Consider the following 18,436-nt stretch of genomic DNA (forward strand, 5'->3'; position numbering starts at 1 on the left):
TACCGTGACAGCACCGATGCGGCACGACCGCACCGTCGTTGGGCCGAATGATAGCCCCAACGACGTGGATCGCGAAAGATGCTCGGCCGCGTGTCACTCGACGCTCATCCGCCCCTCACGCGCGCGGCAAGCCAGCGTCAGTCGCCCTTTTTCAGTCGTGCGAGCAGGCCGTCGAGGCCGTCTTCAATATAGTCGAGCACGGTCTCGAAGCCTTGCGCGCCGCCGTAATACGGATCGGGCACTTCGGTCGCGTCGTGACGCGTCGCAAAGTCCATCAACCGCACGATCTTGTGACGATACTCAGCCGGACAACGCGCCGTAAGTTCTGCAACATTAGCGTCGTCCATCGCCACAATCCATGCGAAGCGCTCGAAGTCACTGGCCTCGACGCGACGCGCCCGCAGTTCGCTCAAATCGTAGCCGCGCCGCTGCGCTGCCGCTTGCGTCCGGGCGTCGGGCGCGTGGCCGATGTGGTAGCTGTGCGTGCCGGCCGAATCCACGGCGATCACGTCGGTCAGGCCAGCCTCGGCCAGTCGATGACGAAAAATACCGTCGGCACTGGGCGAGCGGCAAATGTTGCCCATGCAAACGAAGAGGACGGAGGTGTTTTTCATTGCGTTTTCCAAACGTTCCTGCCCCTTCCGAACCCGTCCTTATCAGGAGAGCAGGAAGGGAAAGACCACAAAGACAAGCAGCAGAAACACGGCCATGCAGATCGGCACGACAAACGGCGCGGAGGATGTCTCCAGCCCTTTGAAAAGCGCCCATATCGCGCAAACCGCGAGCGTTGCGAATATGACGCAGAGAATGCCGACGTGCAACGTACCGCCCGCCTGCGTGAAATGGCCGCCGACATGCGAGAGCAGGCCCAGACACAGGAATAAGACGGCCGCCTTGAAGCAGGCAACGGCATACCCGGCCAGTCGAGGGTTTTCCTTCTTCAGCTTCTCTTCGTACACCCCATGGCCACCGATCAGTGCCGCATAAAAAGGAAACACGTACTCGAGATAATTGAACAGTGCCGTGTAGTCGTGACCACGAATGTCAAACCCCGTCATGAAGATCGGTATCCCCGCGGCCAGCACGATCGCCGCAAACGGTAATCCGACCGACACCGAGGTCAAGGCACGTCCGGCGTCTTCTTTATCGTCCGAGGCTTGCGCCCCGTCCCCTCCACCGCCCAGGTGCAAAGCTTCATTTTCCGACGGATGCATGTCGATCGTCCCTCGCTCAGAGCTTCGGCCCCAGTTCCGCCTCGCTCGCGCCGTCGGTCCCGAACACGAGCGCCTTGACGTGCAGCAACTGGTCGCGCACTTTCGCCGCCTTTTCGAATTCGAGATTCCGGGCGTGCTCCTGCATCTGCTTTTCGAGCTTCTTGATTTCGCGTGCCAGTTGCTTTTCCGACATGTCCTGGTAGTGCGCCTGCTCCTTGGCTTCGGCCAGTTCCGCCTTGGCGTCCTGCGGATCGTAGACACCGTCGATGATGTCCTTGATGCGCTTCTTGACCCCCTGCGGAACAATGCCGTGCGCCTCGTTGTGCGCCATCTGCTTCGCCCGGCGACGCTCCGTTTCGCCGATGGCACGCGTCATCGAATCGGTCATCTTGTCGGCGTAGAGAATTGCCGTCCCGTTGACGTTACGCGCCGCCCGCCCGATGGTCTGAATCAATGACCGCTCGGAGCGCAGGAAACCCTCCTTGTCCGCGTCGAGAATTGCCACGAGCGACACCTCCGGAATATCCAATCCCTCGCGCAACAAGTTGATCCCGACCAGTACGTCGAAGGCGCCCAAGCGCAAATCGCGGATGATCTCTACGCGTTCGACGGTATCGATGTCGCTGTGCAGATAACGGACCTTCACACCGTTGTCGGACAAATAATCGGTGAGCTGCTCCGCCATGCGCTTCGTGAGCGTGGTGACGAGCACGCGCTCTCCCACCGCGACACGTTTGTTGATTTCCGAGAGTACGTCGTCCACCTGCGTGCGCGCCGGGCGCACGTCGATGATCGGGTCGATCAACCCCGTCGGGCGCACCACCTGTTCCACCACCTGCCCCGTGCGCTTCGCTTCGTACTCTGCGGGGGTCGCGGACACGAAGATCGCCTGACGCATCTTGCGTTCGTACTCGGCAAACTTGAGCGGCCGGTTGTCCAGCGCGGAGGGCAGACGGAACCCGTAGTTGACGAGATTCTCCTTACGCGCCCGGTCGCCGTTGTACATGCCGTTGAACTGGCCGATGAGCACATGCGACTCGTCGAGGAACATCAGCGCATCCGGTGGCAGATAGTCGACGAGCGTCGGCGGCGGCTCGCCCGGCGCCGCGCCGGACAAATGCCGCGAATAATTCTCGATGCCCTTGCAGAAACCCAGCTCCTGCAACATCTCCAGATCAAACCGGGTGCGCTGCTCCAGACGCTGCGCCTCGACCAGTTTGCCTTCCTTATAGAAGAAGTCGAGCCGCTCGCGCAGTTCGTCCTTGATCGTCTCGATGGCGCGCAACACCGTCTCTCGCGGGGTCACGTAGTGTGAGGACGGATACACCGTAAATCGCGGCACCTTCTGGCGCACGCGCCCCGTGAGCGGGTCGAAGAGTTGCAGCGTGTCGACTTCGTCGTCGAACAACTCCACACGCAGCGCCAGTTCGGCATGCTCTGCCGGGAAGATATCGATCGTGTCGCCGCGAACGCGGAAGGTCCCTCGTCCGAAATCCGTTTCGTTGCGGGAGTACTGCATCGCGATCAGGCGCGCGATGATGTCGCGCTGACCGATCTTGTCGCCCTGACGCACCGTCAGAATCATCTGGTGATATTCGGTCGGATTACCGATACCGTAGATGGCGGACACGGTGGCCACGATCACCACATCGCGGCGTTCGAGCAGGCTCTTCGTTGCCGAAAGACGCATCTGTTCGATGTGCTCGTTGACGGACGAATCCTTCTCGATGAAGAGATCGCGCTGCGGCACGTAGGCTTCCGGCTGGTAATAGTCGTAGTACGACACGAAGTACTCCACCGCATTTCGCGGGAAGAACTCGCGGAACTCCGAATAAAGCTGGGCGGCAAGCGTCTTGTTAGGCGCGAAGACAATGGCCGGGCGGCCAAGCCGCGCGATCACATTTGCCATCGTGAACGTCTTGCCCGACCCGGTCACACCGAGCAAGGTCTGGAACGCGAGCCCGTCGTCCACGCCTTCCGTCAACTGCGCGATGGCCGCGGGCTGGTCGCCTGCTGCCGGGAATGGACAGTAGAGTTGGTAAGGTGAATCCGGGAACGTCAGGAACTTGCTTTCGTCTAGGACGTGTTCAGCCGCAGGGGTCATGGCAGGGGGTGCGAGCCTGAGAGACGTAATCTGGCATTCTAGCGCGTCGGACGAATCCCTGAGTCCGATGGGTAACCGCCTGAGTCTCGGCAGCACGGCAGACGAACGGCGATGGTTTCCTGCGGCACACCGCGCCGAGATTTCGTCAAATTCTGGCAATACGTGGCAGTTTTCGTGCCGAAATGACATGAATTCGCGCTTTACGAGGTGGCGTTTACCACAAGCGCGGGGAATCTTCGCTAAAATAGCCCGTTGGGCCGATCCTACGTAAGTTGCGGCCGACCCGCTGCATTTTCCTACTACCTGCCTCGAGCCGTCGAAATGACCCTCTTTTCCGCTGTCGAACTCGCCCCGCGCGACCCCATCCTTGGCCTGAACGAAGCCTACAACGCCGATCACCGTACCGAAAAAGTGAATCTGGGCGTGGGCGTGTATTTCAATGCGGAAGGCAAACTGCCCCTGCTCAAGGCCGTGAAGGCAGCGGAAGAACAACGCGTGGCTGCCGGTCTGCCGCGCGGCTATCTGCCGATCGAAGGCATTGCTGCGTATGACAAGGCCGTGCAGGAAATGCTGTTCGGCAAGGAATCGCCCGTGCTGACCGAAGGCCGTGTGATTACCGCTCAGGCGCTGGGCGGCACCGGTGCCCTCAAGATCGGCGCCGACTTCCTGAAGCAACTGAACCCGAACGCCACCGTCGCGATCAGCGACCCGAGCTGGGAAAACCACCGCGCCCTGTTCACGCAAGCCGGCTTCAATGTCGTCTCGTATCCGTACTACGACGCCGAATCGCACGGCGTGAACCTGTCGGGCATGCTCGACATGCTCGGCAAGGAACCGGAAGGCACCATCGTCGTGCTGCACGCGTGCTGCCACAACCCGACCGGCGTTGACCTGACGATGGACCAATGGGCCCAGGTCGTGGAAGTCGTGAAGGCGCGCAAGCTGGTGCCGTTCCTCGACATCGCCTATCAGGGCTTCGGTGACGGCATCGACGCCGACGCCGCCGTGGTGCGCCTGTTCGCGGCCGCCGGCCTGAACTTCTTCGTGTCCAGCTCGTTCTCCAAGTCGTTCTCGCTGTACGGCGAGCGCGTCGGCGCCCTGTCCATCGTGACGGGCAGCAAGGACGAATCGACCCGCGTGCTCTCGCAACTCAAGCGCGTGATCCGCACCAACTACTCGAACCCGCCGACGCATGGCGGCTCGGTCGTCGCCGCCGTGCTGGGCAACGCCGAACTGCGCGCCCTGTGGGAAGAGGAACTGGCCGAAATGCGCGAGCGCATCCGCGCCATGCGTCTGGCACTCGTCGAGAAGCTTCGCGCCCACGGCGTGGAACGCGATTTCTCGTTCGTGATCAAGCAACGCGGCATGTTCTCGTACTCGGGCCTCACGGCCGATCAAGTCGAGCGTCTGCGTGAAGAGTTCGGCATCTACGCCGTGAGCACGGGCCGCATCTGTGTCGCCGCACTCAACGACAAGAACATCGACGTCGTCGCTTCGGCCATCGCCAAAGTGCTGCGCTGATCGCCTCGGCGTCATCGCAAAAAAGCCCGCCCCGCCCGGCGGGCTTTTTTTACCCTCCGAATTGTTGCATCGCAGCAACGATAGTTAATAACAATCGCGTGAATAAGCTAAAACTATCGATCTGATGCGGAAACGCCATATATCAGGGTTATGCTGCGTTGCACAGCCGCGATAAACGGTTGCATAATTCCCCCATCATCCGCCCCAGGGCACACAACATGCTGTATCAGATTCATGAGTACAACCGCGCGTGGCTGAACCCCCTCACCACGTGGGCAAAGGCAGCGGCGACGACATTCGTCAACCCGGGCAGCCTGCTTGCCATGATGCCGGGCGCACCCCGCATTGCCGCCGGATACGAACTGCTCTACCGGCTCGGCAAGGACTACGAAAAACCCGAATTCAATATCAAGGCCGTCGAGGTTGAGGGTCACAACATCCCCGTCGTGGAAATGACGGCGATGGAGAAACCGTTCTGTCGTCTGCTGCGATTCAAGCGCTACGCCGACGACGCCAGCGCGGTGGGCCAACTCAAGGACGACCCGGTCGTGCTGGTGGTGGCTCCGCTGTCGGGGCATCACGCCACGCTGCTGCGCGACACCGTCACCACGTTGCTCAAGGACCACAAGGTCTACATTACCGACTGGGTCGATGCACGCATGGTGCCGATGGAAGCCGGCGAGTTCCATCTCGACGACTACGTCGCCTACATTCAGGATTTCATTCGCCACATCGGCGCGGAAAACCTGCACGTCATTTCGGTATGCCAGCCAACCGTGCCGGTGCTCGGCGCGATCTCGCTCATGGCGTCGAACGGTGAGAAAACGCCCAAGACCATGACGATGATGGGCGGCCCGATCGACGCACGCAAGAGCCCGACATCGGTCAACTCGCTCGCGACGAACAAGTCATACGAGTGGTTCGAGAATCACGTGATCCATGCGGTACCGGCCAACTATCCGGGCTCGGGCCGACTGGTCTATCCGGGCTTCCTGCAGCATGCGGGGTTCGTGGCGATGAATCCGGATCGCCATCTGAAGTCGCACTGGGACTTCTATCTCGATCTGATGCGTGGCGACAACGACGACGCCGATTCGCACCGCCGTTTCTACGACGAATACAACGCCGTGCTCGATATGGCGGCCGAGTATTACCTCGACACGATCAAGACCGTTTTCCAGGACTTCAGTCTTGCCCGTGGCACGTGGGACGTCGCCGGCCAGCGGGTGCGCCCGCAGGACATCAAGACGACGGCCCTCTTCACCATCGAAGGCGAACTGGACGACATCTCGGGCAGCGGCCAGACGCAGGCCGCCCACGATCTGTGCACCGGCATTCCGGCCAAGCGCCGGGCGCATTTCACCGCGCCGTCGTGCGGCCATTACGGGATCTTCTCCGGTAGCCGCTGGCGCAACGTGATCTATCCGCAGATTCGCGACTTCATCGCCAGGAACGCCTGAACGGCATTCGGTTTTTCCGTGCGCCATACCAAAACCGCCGCGAGGGCTCAGGCCCACGCGGCGGTTTTGTTTTTGACTGGCCCTGCGCTCTGCGCCGATGGCGGCTATGCGGTCATCGCGTACGCAACGAATCGATCAGCATTTGCGTGTTGAAGGACGTGTACGTCTTACGTGAATCGGCGGCCATCAGATCGCGTCCCATCACGATGGACAGCGTGTGGCGGTTCGACATCACGTAATAGCCCATGGCCGAGATCGTCACGTACAGATCCACCGGATCGACGCCCAGACGGATCTCGCCGCTGGCTTCGCCGCGTTTGAGCGTCTGGGCAAGCAACTCGACAATCGGCGAGACCTGCTGGCGAATTTCCGTCGACTGACGCATCGACTTCGCTTCAAACAGATTTTCGTTATTGATGAGCTGAATCAATTCCGGATGTTCGGCGTAGTAGTCCCACACGAAATGGGCCAGTTCCGCCACGGCATCGAGCGGGGGAAGGACGTCAAGCTTCAGCGCGTGTTCCGCACGGTTGAATTCGCCATAGACCTCTTCGAGCACAGCCAGATAGAGCTGGTCCTTGTTGCCGAAGTAGTAATACAGCATGCGTTCATTGATCTCTGCTCGGCGTGCGATGCTGTCCACGCGCGCACCGCTCGAACCACGTTCGGCAAACTCCTCGATCGCAGCGGCAAGAATGCGCTGTCGGGTGCGTTCGGGGTCCCGTTTGATCTTGGTTTCTGGGGTTGTCATGATCGGCCGGTCGTTCTCAACGGGCGGAATTATGGCACAACGGTTTCAGTGTTTCTGCAAAATGCAGGATAATTCGACTTTCCGCTGAATCCCCCACAAAAGACGTGTCCGAAGTCACCGCGCTCGCGCAGCGCATCGATGCCCTATTGCCCCAGACGCAGTGCACCAAGTGCGGTTACGCCGGTTGCCGGCCGTATGCCGACGCCATCGCCAGTGGGCAGGCCAGCTATAACCAGTGCCCGCCGGGCGGTGCCGAGGGCGTCGAGCGTCTCGCCAAACTGCTTGGCCGGCCCGTGATTCCTCTTAATCCGGAGAATGGCGTTGCACGCCCTCGTCCGCGCGCCGTCATCGACGAATCGCTGTGTATCGGCTGCACGCTCTGCCTGCAAGCCTGTCCCGTCGATGCCATCGTGGGGGCGGCGAAGTTGATGCATACGGTCATCGAAGACCGCTGCACCGGTTGCGACCTGTGTGTGCCGCCATGCCCCGTCGACTGCATCGACATGGTGCCGGTCACGGGCGAACGCACTGGCTGGGACGCCTGGTCACAGACACAGGCCGACGACGCCCGCCGCCATTTCGAGGCGCATCAGGCGCGTCTCGAAAAAGAAAAGGCGCAGCGCGAAGCACGGTTGGCCGCGCGTGCGGCACGCGTCGCCCCCCATGCGCCGTCGGCGCCAAGTACGCCCGGTGCAACGCAAGACACGCAAACCCAGGCAATGCCATCGCCGGTTTCATCCAGCAGCACACAGACGCCGACCGCGTCGCCGGTGGCCGACGAGGCCGCCGCGGCTGCTGCGCGGAAGCAAGCCATCATTCAAGCCGCACTGGAACGCGCACGTCAGAAGAAGGCTGCGCTGGCCGCCGAGGGGCTCGGGCCGAAGAATACGGAGAATGTCTCCGCCGCGGTACAAGCGCAGATCGACGAAGCCGAAGCACGTCGCAAGCGATTGGGGCTCGACGCGAATCCTGACACCACGCCCCCGGCCGCCCCTTCCGGCAAGGCCTAGACGAATCGCCACACGATCCGCTCCCGATAACAAGACAGACGCGCCACCCGCCATGAACGACGCCAAACGCCGTGCCCTGTTCGAGACGCTGCAACAGCTCAATCCGCATCCGACAACGGAGCTTGAGTACACGTCGCCCTTCGAGTTGCTGATTGCCGTGCTGCTTTCGGCGCAGGCAACCGACGTCTCGGTGAACAAGGCCACCCGCAAGCTTTACGCCGTGGCGAACACACCGGCGAAGATGCTGGCGCTCGGCGAGGCCGGGGTCTCCGACTACATCAAGACCATCGGGCTGTACCGCACGAAAGCCAAGAACGTCATCGCAACGTGTCAGTTGCTGCTCGACGTCCACGGCGGTGAGGTGCCGCGCTCGCGGGAAGCCCTCGAAGCGTTGCCGGGCGTTGGCCGGAAAACGGCGAACGTGGTGCTCAACACCGCGTTTGGCGAAGACACGATTGCCGTCGACACGCATATCTTCCGGGTGGCGAACCGCACGGGCCTCGCCCCCGGCAAGGACCCGCTGGCGGTCGAACTCGCGCTCGAGCGCGTCACCCCGCGCGAGTTCAAGCACGATGCCCATCACTGGCTCATCCTGCACGGCCGCTACGTATGCAAGGCGCGCAAGCCCGAGTGCTGGCATTGCGCCATCGAACCCCTGTGCGACTTCCGGCCCAAGACGCCCGCACCGAAGGCCTGACGCACGGCGCTCGCACCAACCCTGGAAACGACAACGGGCGGTCCCGACATCGGGACCGCCCGTTTTGCTGGTCACACCTCGCTCAACACGTCGAGGCGCCGAACCTCCGGCTCAGATGATGCGAGCCGCCTCGTCGAACGACAGGCGCGGGTTGCGCGGGAACAGCTTGTCGTGATCGCCGTACCCCAGATTACAGATGAAATTGACGCGCCACTCGGTGCCGCTGAAGAACGTGTCGTTGACCTTCTGCGCATCGAAACCGGCCATCGGACCGCAGTCGAGGCCCAGCGCACGGGCGGCGAGAATGAAATAACCGCCTTGCAGCGAGCTGTTCATGTGCGCAGCGCCGGCAGCCTTGGCAGCGTCGCCCGAGAACATCGGCACCATCTTCTCGGCACCATTCGGGAACAGCTTGGGCAGTTGCTCGTAGAACTTCAGATCGAACGCGATGATGGCCGTCACAGGCGCCGTGCGGGTCTTCTCGACGTTGCCTGGTGCCATGCATTCGAGCAGCTTGGCCTTCGCCTGCTCACTCTTCACGAAGACGATACGCGCAGGCGTGGTGTTGGCCGATGTCGGGCCCCACTTCACGAGGTCGTACAGTTCGCGCAACGTATCGTCGCTGACCGGCTTGTCGAGCCACACGTTGTGCGTGCGGGCATCGGTGAACAGTTGGGCGATGGCTTCTTTGGCAATAGTGCTCATGACGATTGACCTCGGGTAATGAATGACAAACGATGCGCGATTGTACCGTTGCCGTACGACATGCGCTGAGGTGGCAAAAATCCTTGAGATATCAAGAGTTGGCAGGCGCACCGCGCGCCGATAGCCAGATCACCCCGGCCAGAATCAGCACGCCGCCGCCAAGCTGCGCCACGGTGAGCGTTTCGCCCAGCAGCATGGCCGCGAGCAAGACCGTGACCACCGGCTCCAGCGTCGAGAGCATCGAGGCGCGCCCTGCCCCGAGACGCTGCAGACCGGCGAAGAACGTCAGAATGGCGATGACCGTCGAACACACCGCGATGGCGACAAGCGCCGCCCAGCCGCCCGAGCCCGTCGGCCATTGCAGCGGCAATCCTTGCGCCACACGCACGACCGCCAGCACGCCAAAGGAGACGGTGGCCGCCACACAGACGAGCGTTGCGGTGGCGCGGGCGTCGACCCCCTTCGTCAACCGGGCACCGACCACGATATAGCCCGAATAGATCAGCGCCGACGCCACGGCCAACGCCATGCCCAACGGCTGCCCGTGCCCGCCACCCACGGTGAGCGCGGTGCCGAGCGAGCAAAGCACGAGTGCCCCCAGCGTCACCGACGTCAGACGTTCATGCAGAAAGAGCGCCGCCAATATCGTCACAAACACCGGGTACAGATACAGCAGCAGCGCGACCAGCGACGCCTGCGCGTATTGCAGCGCCCCGAAGAAGCACAACGACTGGCCGACGTAGCCGACACCCCCCATCAGCGCAATGCCAAGCGCCCGGCGGCGCGACGGGAAGCGCACCCTTTGCCACCGACACCAGACGAGCAACAGGATGGCGGCCACGAAGAAACGGAACAGCAGCATCGCGAAGATGTCCGCGCCGGACGCCGCGGCCGCCCGCGCAAAAATCGCCATGGCGCCGAACGCAGACGCCGACACGGCAATCAACGCCACACCGGCCCAGGCCGACGGCGGAGGGACGGGATGCATGGCAGCGATGTCGCCGGCGGCGGCCGGCACGCGGGGGCTTTGCGACATGATTGGAAAAATTGAGCGACAATACGGCCTGTTTTCATGCGATACCGGCGCGTTCCACCCACAACGGCCCGCCCGGCGCACTGCGGCGATCGATCCGCCATTGTAGTCATGGCATAACGTGCCGCAAGATGCACGACAAGAACCCCACGGAGTCCCCATGTTCAATCCGAGCCGCGACGAAGTCCGGCAATTCTTCTGCACCACCTGGCAAAAGCAGCGCAGCGGCAGCATCCTGACGCCGCTCGAGACGATTGCCGCCGACTGGATCAACGAACATCCCGAGTATCACGACGCGCTGTCCGATACCGAGGAAGCCAGCGCGCGCGACTACTCGCCCGAGGCCGGACAGACCAATCCGTTCCTGCATCTGTCGATGCATCTGGCCATCAGCGAGCAGGTCTCGATCGATCAGCCACCGGGCATCCGTGCCGCCTTTGAGAAGCTGACCCAACGTCTCGACTCGCCGCACGACGCGCAGCATCGCATCATGGAATGTCTGGGACAAACGCTATGGGAAGCACAACGCACCGGCCAGCCGCCGGACTCGGACGCCTACCTGCAACGCATCGAGCAACAGGCGTCGCGCTGAACGAAGCGAAACGAGAATCGCCTCGCTAACGTTGCCCGCCAGCGAAGCCTGAACAAAGACAAAGCGAAGACAGAAAAGCAGACGACGGTGGCCCTCGGCGCAACCGTCGTTTTTTTATGCCGACACCCGAACGCTTACTTCTTCGTCACGAGATCGCCGGGCAGCGATTCGATATAGGCCGAAATGTCCTTGAGTTCCTGCGACGTGAACGGACGCGGCTTGCCATCCTTGCCGATCGTCGCGGGGTTGGACATGACCTGCGTCTTCATGATGGCGTTACTGCGGCCATACACCAGACTGGTTTCGTTCTGATAAGCCCGCAGCGCGTTATACACGTAGTCCGCATATTGCCCTGCCAGCTTCGGATACTCCGGGGTGATCGGCGCGTTCAGATTGGCGCCGTGGCAGCTCGCGCACATGCCTTTGTCGACGAGCGCCTTGCCGTTGGCGATATTGCCGGCCGCCACTGCCGAGCCGGTCCAGCCGGCGAGCATGGCGCCGAGCGCCAGGGATGCCGCCGCCGCGGCCTTTACCATCGAATGCTTCATCGTGTTCTCCTCAGCCACGCAGGTTTTACTTCTGGGGATTGACCGGTGTCGACGCCGTTTGCGCCGCGTAGTACGCGGCAATGTCGACGATGTCCTGATCGGTCAACGTGGCTGCGATGCCATGCATCGTCTGGAACTTGCGATCGCCCTTCGCGTACTCCTTCAGGGCGTTTTCGATGTACTTCGCATTCTGTCCGCCGATCCGGGGCACGTGATACACCTCGGGAAATGCGGTGCGATAGTCGGGAATGCCGTGGCAGCCGATACACATGGCCACCTTGTCCTTGGCCGCGTCCAGATTGGGCTTGAGTTCAGCCGCGTGAAGCGCACTAAGTGACGTGAGCGACGTGCTGCCGAGCGCCAGCGCCATCATCGTGAGGAACTTTTTCATGGTCTTCTTGGGAACGTTTTTGGTTGGAATACCGGCCCGCAACACGCAGATCGTCGTCCCGACTCCAAGGCCGCCGACCTGTGAAAAAAGCAATCGATTGTAACCCACACCTTCGCCCTCGCAAACTCGGTGCTGACCCGCACAGTTCTCCGAAGTTTTCCCCCAAGCCCTTGATGCAAAGACAGATTTTGACTGTCCCAGCGAGGCTCATGCGCAATGTCTTATACTGAACTTTTTCCCTGCCCGGCCGGTTGGCCGGCTGTTTGCGGACGGCACAGACAATGCGCTTCGAAGGCTCTTCCCAGTACGTCGCCACCGACGACCTCAAGCTCGCCGTGAACGCGGCGGCCACGCTGCAACGACCGCTGCTCATCAAGGGCGAACCCGGCACCGGCAAGACCATGCTCGCGGAGGAAGTTGCCGCCGCGCTCGACATGCCGTTGCTGCAATGGCACGTGAAGTCCACGACCAAGGCCCAGCAAGGGTTGTACGAGTACGATGCCGTCTCGCGTCTGCGCGACTCGCAACTGGGCGACGAACGGGTGCGCGACATCGCGAACTACATCGTGAAGGGCGTGCTCTGGCAAGCCTTCGAGGCCGATCATCCTGTCGTGCTGCTCATCGACGAGATCGACAAGGCCGACATCGAATTCCCCAACGACCTGCTGCGCGAGCTCGACCGAATGGAGTTCTACGTGTACGAGACACGCCAGTTGGTGAAGGCCCGCCATCGTCCGCTCGTCATCATCACGTCGAACAACGAGAAGGAACTGCCTGACGCCTTCCTGCGCCGCTGCTTCTTCCACTACATCAAGTTCCCCGATCCGGTGACGATGCAGTCGATCATCGACGTGCACTTCCCGAACATCCGCCGCGAGTTGGTCAGTGCCGCGATGGCGACCTTCTTCGAGGTGCGGGAGATCCCGGGACTCAAGAAGAAGCCATCGACCTCGGAGCTGATCGACTGGCTCAAGCTGCTGATGGCCGAGGAAATCGGCCCCGAAGCGCTGCGCAGCGCCGACAACAAGCTGGCGATCCCGCCGCTGGCCGGCGCGCTGCTCAAGAACGAACAGGACATGCATCTGTTCGAGCGCCTCGTGTTCATGAATCGCGCCAACCGGTAAGCGCGCCACCGTCATGCTGATCGACTTCTTCTACACCTTGCGCGCGGCGAAGCTGCCCGTCTCGGTCAAGGAATACCTGACGCTGCTCGAAGCACTACAGCGTCAGGTCATCGCCCCTTCGCTCGACGAGTTCTACTATCTGGCGCGACTCTCGCTCATCAAGGACGAGAAGCACTACGACAAGTTCGATCAGGCGTTCGGTGCGTATTTCAAGGGCGTGCAGCAAGTCGTCGACGCCTCGGGCGAGGTACCGCTCGAGTGGCTCAAGAAGCGCATGCAACGCGAGCTGTCCCCCGAGGACAAGGCGCGGATTCAGGCGCTGGGCGGCATCGACAAGCTCATGGAGCGGCTGAGGCAACTGTTCGACGAACAGAAAGGCCGTCACGAAGGCGGCAGCAAGTGGATCGGCACGGGCGGCACGTCGCCGTTCGGCAATGGCGGCTTCCATCCCGAAGGCATCCGCATCGGCGGCGAGAGCAACGGCAATCGCACGGCGGTGAAAGTCTGGGATCAACGCACCTATCGCGACTACGACGACACCGTCGAACTCGGCACCCGCAACATCAAGGTCGCGCTGCGGCGCCTGCGCAAGTTTGCGCGCGAGGGTGCCGCCGAGGAACTGGATCTCGACGACACCATTCGTTCGACCGCAGCCAACGCCGGCTGGCTCGATCTGAAACTGGTGCCAGAGCGTCACAACAACGTGAAGGTCCTGATGCTGCTCGACGTCGGCGGCTCGATGGACGACCACATCGCACGTACCGAAGAGCTGTTTTCTGCGGCGAAATCCGAATTCAAGCATCTCGAGTTTTACTACTTCCACAACTGCGTCTACGACTATCTGTGGCGGCAAAACCGACGCCGTCACAACGAGCGCTTCGAGACGTGGGACGTGCTGCGCAAGTACCCGAGCGATTACAAGCTGATCTTTGTGGGCGACGCCACCATGAGTCCCTACGAGGTGCTGCAAGCCGGTGGCTCGGTCGAATACAACAACAAGGAAGCCGGGGCCGTGTGGCTGCGCCGCTTCATCGACCGCTTCCCGCATCACGCATGGCTCAATCCGGAGCCCGAGGCGATATGGCAATATCGCCAGTCGATCTCGGTCATCCGGCAGCTCTTCGCAGGCCGCATGTATCCGATTACGCTGGCCGGACTGGAATCGGCCATGCGCGTGCTAAGCAAGTAAGGCCTGACGCCAGAGATCATCGCCGCAATAGGCCACAGCCCGGGACGACCGGCCGCGTGCCTCGCCCCCTGCATCACAACAACAACGTAACGAGACACATCCTTCCACCATGACGTCCAGCACCACTCCCCTGCCACCGCTCCGGCCGTTGGCAGATACGTCGCCGTCCGCCATCGTCGCCGGCTTCGTGGCCATGATGACGGGCTACACCAGTTCGCTGGTCCTGATGTTCCAGGCGGGACAAGCCGCCCACCTGTCTGCGGCGCAGATTTCGTCGTGGATCTGGGCGCTCTCCATTGGCATGGGCGTGACGACGATCGGACTATCGCTGCGCTATCGCACTCCGGTGGTCGTCGCCTGGTCGACGCCCGGTGCGGCGCTACTGATCACGTCGCTTCCGGGAGTGCCCTACGGCGAGGCCATCGGCGCGTTCATCGTCTGCAATGCCTTGATCGCGCTGTGCGGGCTGACCGGCGGCTTCGAGACGATCATGCGCCGCGTGCCTCCGGCGCTGGCGTCGGCGCTGCTTGCCGGCATTCTGTTTCGCATCGGACTCGAGATCTTTGTAGCGGCCCAGCATCAGACGGCGCTGGTGCTCTCGATGTTCTTCACGTATCTGGTCGTCAAGCGCTTTGCGGCGCGCTACGCGATTCTGTTGGCGCTGATCGTGGGCACGGCGGTCGCCGGCGGACTCGGCCTGCTCGACTTCAGCCACTTCAATATCTCGCTCGCCAAGCCCGTGTGGACCACGCCGTCGTTCTCGCTGGCGGCCACCATCAGCATTGCGATTCCCTTGTTCGTGGTGGCCATGGCGTCGCAGAACGTGCCGGGGCTCGCCGTGCTGCGCGCCGACGGCTACAAGGTGCCGGCGTCGCCGCTCATTTCGACGACGGGCATCGCGTCGGTGCTGCTCGCACCGTTCGGCTCGCACGGCATTCATCTGGCGGCCATCACCGCCGCGATCTGCACGGGACGCGAAGCGCACGAAGATCCAGCCAAGCGCTACACCGCCGCCGTGTGGTCGGGCGTGTTCTATCTGATTGCCGGCACGTTCGGCGCGACCATCGCGGCACTGTTCGCCGCCTTCCCGAAGGCGCTGGTGGTCTCGATTGCCGCCCTTGCGCTGTTCGGCTCGATCATGAACGGTCTGGCGAACGCCATGCACGACACCCGCCAGCGTGAAGCCGCGCTCATTACGTTCATGGTGACGGCCTCGGGTCTGACGCTGCTCTCGATCGGCTCGGCGTTCTGGGGCCTGATCGCGGGCGTGGTAACGCTCACGATCCTGCAATGGCGACGCGCATGAGGCATCGCGAGCCGAGGTGATACCATTCGGCCCGCACCGTTTTTCTGAATTCAACGTAACCGCAGGAGCCGCACCACCATGGCAGTGATCGAACCGACCCCGGTCTTCAAGGACAACCTCGCACAGATGGCCGCCATCGGCAGCATCGAGGGCATCGCTCGCATCGAGTTGCGCGACAGCAAGGGTGCGGTGGTGGCAACCATCGAGAACGCCCCGGGCAAGCAAGGCTCGCTCGCCGTGTACCACTACCTGAAGCAGGCCTTCGGCACGCTCGACGCCAAGGCGGCCGAGCACGGCCTGGCCGTCTTCGGCGAACACACGGCCGACGCGCGCCAACGTCCGGGGGCTCACCCGAACGTCGACCGTCTGCTGGCCATCGTGGCAGGCAGCGAAGCGCTCAGCATCGAGGAAATCGCTGCCTGAGTCCGCAACGTTCGTCGTACCCAAAAGAAAAGCCAGCCTCACGGCTGGCTTTTTTGCATCCCCTGCGCACGCACAAGCAGCGCAGGATCGGTAGCGAACGTCAGATCGTCAGTACCGGTCCGCCGTCGCCGTTGGCCGAGCGAAGCTGCTTGACCCAACGCTTGGCCGGCAGGCCCGTGGCGGCTTCCACGACTTTCGCACGCGCTTCCACATCCTTCCACTCGACCGACAACAGCGGGCCGTTGAAGGCGAGCACGATGACGTTGCCGTCGTGCACTTCCGGGAATTCGATCACGCGATTATCGAATGCCTGACGCAGACGACGGATGTTCTTCGGATAGCTGTCGTGATCGCCGAACAGGTTCATCGTCAGCATGCCCGGCGCACGCAGCGTAGCGCGGCAAGCCTTGTAAAACGCCGGCGTATCGTGCACAGGGCCGCGCGCCGTCGCATCGTAAAGATCGACTTGCAGTACATCGACGGTGCCATGGTTTGCCGTATCGGTGACGAAGTCCCAGGCATCGGCTTCGAGCACCTTCAGATGACGCGAATCGTCCGGCAGGCTGAACATCGTGCGCGCGGCAACGACCACGGCCGGGTTCAATTCGACGGCCGTGACTTGCGTGCGCGGGAAGTGCTGGTGCGAGAACTTGGTGATCGACCCCGTCCCAAGGCCCAGTTGCACCACGTGCTTCGGAGCACGCATGAACAGCAACCACGCCATCATCTGTTGCGCATATTCCAGTTCGATACGGTCGGGCTTGGACAGACGCATCGCCCCTTGCACCCACTCCGTGCCGAAATGCAGGTAACGCACGCCACCCTGTTCAGAGAATGTCACCGGCGCAAAGCGCGGCTTATAAGCGGGACGGGGAGCACGCGTCGTGCGCTCGTCGCTGACGAACGCTTCGGCTTCGATGGATTTGCGTTTGATGAGGGTCATGTGTCCTTCAGTGAAGCTCGGGGAATTCCGATGGGTTCGCATTGTACCGGGTTCGCGTAGCGCCGCCGTCGCGCTGGCCCACGCACTACGCTGGCGAACGTGCGGCTCAAGCCGCCGCGTTCGTGCCCAGCCAGTCGCGCAACGCGAGCCACGCATCGCGTTTCGTCGCATAGGGAATCGTGTAGGCCGGGCTGCTCGACGGCAGCAGTACCACCGGCGTCGTCACACCGCCTTGTGCCAACGCTCGCTGTCCGATGCGTGCCGCCGTGCCGCCATTAAACGCAACCGCGCGCAGCGACGGCAGCGTAGCGATCAGCCCTGCGAGATCGCTGCCGGCGTGCAGACGAATATTGCTGTCGAGACTGCCTTCGCGTCGCGCTTGCGCCACCACATCCCAAAGCCCGACGCCGTGCGCGCGCACCACCTCCAGTCGCTCGGCATACGGCAGCGACGGCAGGGGTTCATCGATCACCTCCCCCACCAGATGCCAGAAGCGATTCTGCGGATGCGCGTAGTACTGCTGGTGCGCAAGCGACACTTCGCCAGGCAGGCTGCCGAGAATCAGCACCCGCGTGTGCACATCTACCACTGGCGGAAAGTTGCGCTTGAGTTCGGATGGGGATGGTGTCGCCATGAGGTGTCAGTCGTGCGCCGCTTGCAGACGTCGCCAGAACCGCGGCAGAAACGCTTCGGTCACGAGCAACGGCGCACCGTGGCGCAGGAAGACCGAGCGGCGCGCCCACAACCGCGCATACGACTTCGCGCCCACCAGCGGATCGCGGGCATCGTGCCGTGCGCGGCCGTGCAGCAAATGGCGCGGCCCCAGCGGGCTCGACACCAGCATGGAGCGCGTCACCGTAGGGTCGTGGTAAAGCAGATCGGCCAGCGGTCGTGTGCGCAGACGACGCATTGCCTGCCATATCGAACGGCTATAGGTGAGCGGCGTGACGCTATGCGCCACAACGACCGGCTCGTCGTCGACCAGCAGAATGACGTCGCGCGCCCACATCGGTGTGCGCAACGGCACACCGATCGCGCGGCACTGGTCGGCGTCGGCGGGCATCACCCGCTCTGCGACCACACGCACACTCACCCGGCCGAGTGTCGACAGATGGCGCGTGAGCGCCCCCCCGCGGGTCAGCCAGTCCTTATGACGACGCGAAAGCGCCGGTGCCGGGACAGCCTGCCAGCGCCGCCCGCCTACATCGAATCGGAAAGTCATGGCTCGGCATTATAAAGGCGCAAAGCGACAGCGCGCCGCCCAAGAAACGCCCGCTCCCAGCCGCCGGAAATTCTCAGCGCCACGGCGAGCAAAACGTTCGACAGATACACGAAGGCCCCCGCGACATATCGACGCGGGGGCCTTTGAACTACGCTACGTGCCATGCCGCTATTGGCGGGAGACCCCGGTGATTGACCGTGACT

General features: G+C 62.5%; 20 protein-coding genes. 9 read left to right on the forward strand and 11 right to left on the reverse strand.

Annotation, left to right across the window (positions count from 1 at the left end):
• Positions 1-137: 137 nt before the first annotated feature.
• From PI93_RS18750 to uvrB, 3 genes are read right to left on the reverse strand one after another with little or no spacing between them, the layout of a single operon-like run.
• A complete protein-coding gene (locus tag PI93_RS18750) occupies positions 138-614 on the reverse strand; it encodes a low molecular weight protein-tyrosine-phosphatase (protein WP_039373688.1) in 477 nt (158 codons plus the stop codon).
• A 42-nt stretch (positions 615-656) separates the two neighbouring features.
• A complete protein-coding gene (locus tag PI93_RS18755; protein ID WP_039373690.1) occupies positions 657-1,214 on the reverse strand; it encodes a hypothetical protein in 558 nt (185 codons plus the stop codon).
• Between the two features lie 16 nt (positions 1,215-1,230).
• Positions 1,231-3,318 (reverse strand): excinuclease ABC subunit UvrB, encoded by a 2,088-nt coding sequence (gene uvrB / locus PI93_RS18760; protein WP_039373692.1) that lies wholly within the window; start codon positions 3,316-3,318, stop codon positions 1,231-1,233.
• A 321-nt stretch (positions 3,319-3,639) separates the two neighbouring features.
• Between uvrB and PI93_RS18765 the strand changes: the two genes are divergently transcribed.
• Both PI93_RS18765 and PI93_RS18770 read left to right on the forward strand, forming a co-directional pair.
• Positions 3,640-4,839, forward strand: a complete 1,200-nt coding sequence (locus PI93_RS18765) for an amino acid aminotransferase (protein ID WP_039373694.1) — start codon at positions 3,640-3,642, stop codon at positions 4,837-4,839.
• 218 nt (positions 4,840-5,057) lie between these two features.
• Positions 5,058-6,299 carry a polyhydroxyalkanoate depolymerase gene (locus tag PI93_RS18770; RefSeq protein ID WP_052240919.1) on the forward strand — a complete coding sequence of 414 codons (1,242 nt, stop codon included), beginning with the start codon at positions 5,058-5,060 and terminating at the stop codon, positions 6,297-6,299.
• A 112-nt stretch (positions 6,300-6,411) separates the two neighbouring features.
• On the opposite strand, the gene PI93_RS18775 is transcribed toward PI93_RS18770, so the two are convergent.
• A complete protein-coding gene (locus PI93_RS18775) occupies positions 6,412-7,050 on the reverse strand; it encodes a TetR/AcrR family transcriptional regulator (protein WP_039373695.1) in 639 nt (212 codons plus the stop codon).
• 104 nt (positions 7,051-7,154) lie between these two features.
• Here PI93_RS18775 and rsxB point away from each other — a divergent pair, with 104 nt between their 5' ends.
• Together rsxB and nth are read left to right on the forward strand one after the other, a co-directional pair.
• Positions 7,155-8,060 carry an electron transport complex subunit RsxB gene (gene rsxB, locus PI93_RS18780; protein ID WP_039373696.1) on the forward strand — a complete coding sequence of 302 codons (906 nt, stop codon included), beginning with the start codon at positions 7,155-7,157 and terminating at the stop codon, positions 8,058-8,060.
• Between the two features lie 52 nt (positions 8,061-8,112).
• Entirely contained in the window at positions 8,113-8,757 is a 645-nt protein-coding gene (gene nth, locus PI93_RS18785) for an endonuclease III (RefSeq protein WP_039373698.1), read from the forward strand.
• A 111-nt stretch (positions 8,758-8,868) separates the two neighbouring features.
• Here nth and PI93_RS18790 read toward each other — a convergent pair whose 3' ends face one another.
• Positions 8,869-9,462 carry a malonic semialdehyde reductase gene (locus PI93_RS18790; RefSeq protein WP_039369112.1) on the reverse strand — a complete coding sequence of 198 codons (594 nt, stop codon included), beginning with the start codon at positions 9,460-9,462 and terminating at the stop codon, positions 8,869-8,871.
• Positions 9,463-9,553: 91 nt separating this feature from the next.
• On the reverse strand, positions 9,554-10,450 hold the full coding sequence (locus PI93_RS18795; protein WP_039369569.1) for a DMT family transporter: 897 nt from the start codon (positions 10,448-10,450) through the stop codon (positions 9,554-9,556).
• A gap of 205 nt (positions 10,451-10,655) precedes the next feature.
• Here PI93_RS18795 and PI93_RS18800 point away from each other — a divergent pair, with 205 nt between their 5' ends.
• Positions 10,656-11,087, forward strand: coding sequence for a DUF1841 family protein (locus tag PI93_RS18800; RefSeq protein WP_039369114.1), 432 nt, complete (start codon positions 10,656-10,658; stop codon positions 11,085-11,087).
• A 134-nt stretch (positions 11,088-11,221) separates the two neighbouring features.
• On the opposite strand, the gene PI93_RS18805 is transcribed toward PI93_RS18800, so the two are convergent.
• Together PI93_RS18805 and PI93_RS18810 are read right to left on the reverse strand one after the other, a co-directional pair.
• The gene (locus PI93_RS18805; RefSeq protein WP_224785852.1) at positions 11,222-11,635 is read right to left on the reverse strand and encodes a c-type cytochrome; all 414 of its coding nucleotides are present in this window, start codon (positions 11,633-11,635) and stop codon (positions 11,222-11,224) included.
• Between the two features lie 25 nt (positions 11,636-11,660).
• Positions 11,661-12,026 carry a c-type cytochrome gene (locus PI93_RS18810; protein ID WP_039369117.1) on the reverse strand — a complete coding sequence of 122 codons (366 nt, stop codon included), beginning with the start codon at positions 12,024-12,026 and terminating at the stop codon, positions 11,661-11,663.
• A gap of 281 nt (positions 12,027-12,307) precedes the next feature.
• On the opposite strand from PI93_RS18810, the gene PI93_RS18815 reads away from it, so the two are divergent.
• The 4 genes from PI93_RS18815 (at position 12,308) to PI93_RS18830 (ending at position 16,068) form a co-directional block, all read left to right on the forward strand.
• Entirely contained in the window at positions 12,308-13,150 is an 843-nt protein-coding gene (locus PI93_RS18815) for an AAA family ATPase (protein ID WP_052240589.1), read from the forward strand.
• A 13-nt stretch (positions 13,151-13,163) separates the two neighbouring features.
• Entirely contained in the window at positions 13,164-14,339 is a 1,176-nt protein-coding gene (locus PI93_RS18820; RefSeq protein ID WP_039369123.1) for a vWA domain-containing protein, read from the forward strand.
• Between the two features lie 109 nt (positions 14,340-14,448).
• Complete coding sequence (locus PI93_RS18825; RefSeq protein ID WP_039369126.1) at positions 14,449-15,645, forward strand: benzoate/H(+) symporter BenE family transporter; 1,197 nt, start codon at positions 14,449-14,451, stop codon at positions 15,643-15,645.
• Between the two features lie 84 nt (positions 15,646-15,729).
• A complete protein-coding gene (locus tag PI93_RS18830; RefSeq protein WP_039369574.1) occupies positions 15,730-16,068 on the forward strand; it encodes a DUF2322 family protein in 339 nt (112 codons plus the stop codon).
• Between the two features lie 100 nt (positions 16,069-16,168).
• Here the strand turns inward: PI93_RS18830 and PI93_RS18835 are convergent, their stop codons facing one another.
• The 3 genes from PI93_RS18835 to PI93_RS18845 form a co-directional block, all read right to left on the reverse strand.
• Positions 16,169-17,011, reverse strand: coding sequence for a class I SAM-dependent methyltransferase (locus PI93_RS18835; protein WP_039369129.1), 843 nt, complete (start codon positions 17,009-17,011; stop codon positions 16,169-16,171).
• 106 nt (positions 17,012-17,117) lie between these two features.
• Positions 17,118-17,645 carry a DNA-deoxyinosine glycosylase gene (locus PI93_RS18840; protein WP_039369132.1) on the reverse strand — a complete coding sequence of 176 codons (528 nt, stop codon included), beginning with the start codon at positions 17,643-17,645 and terminating at the stop codon, positions 17,118-17,120.
• A gap of 6 nt (positions 17,646-17,651) precedes the next feature.
• Positions 17,652-18,233, reverse strand: coding sequence for a chorismate--pyruvate lyase family protein (locus PI93_RS18845; protein WP_039369135.1), 582 nt, complete (start codon positions 18,231-18,233; stop codon positions 17,652-17,654).
• Between the last annotated feature and the right edge of the window lie 203 nt (positions 18,234-18,436).

The organism is Pandoraea fibrosis, from assembly GCF_000807775.2.
In the GTDB taxonomy this organism is placed as follows: Bacteria; Pseudomonadota; Gammaproteobacteria; order Burkholderiales; family Burkholderiaceae; genus Pandoraea; species Pandoraea fibrosis.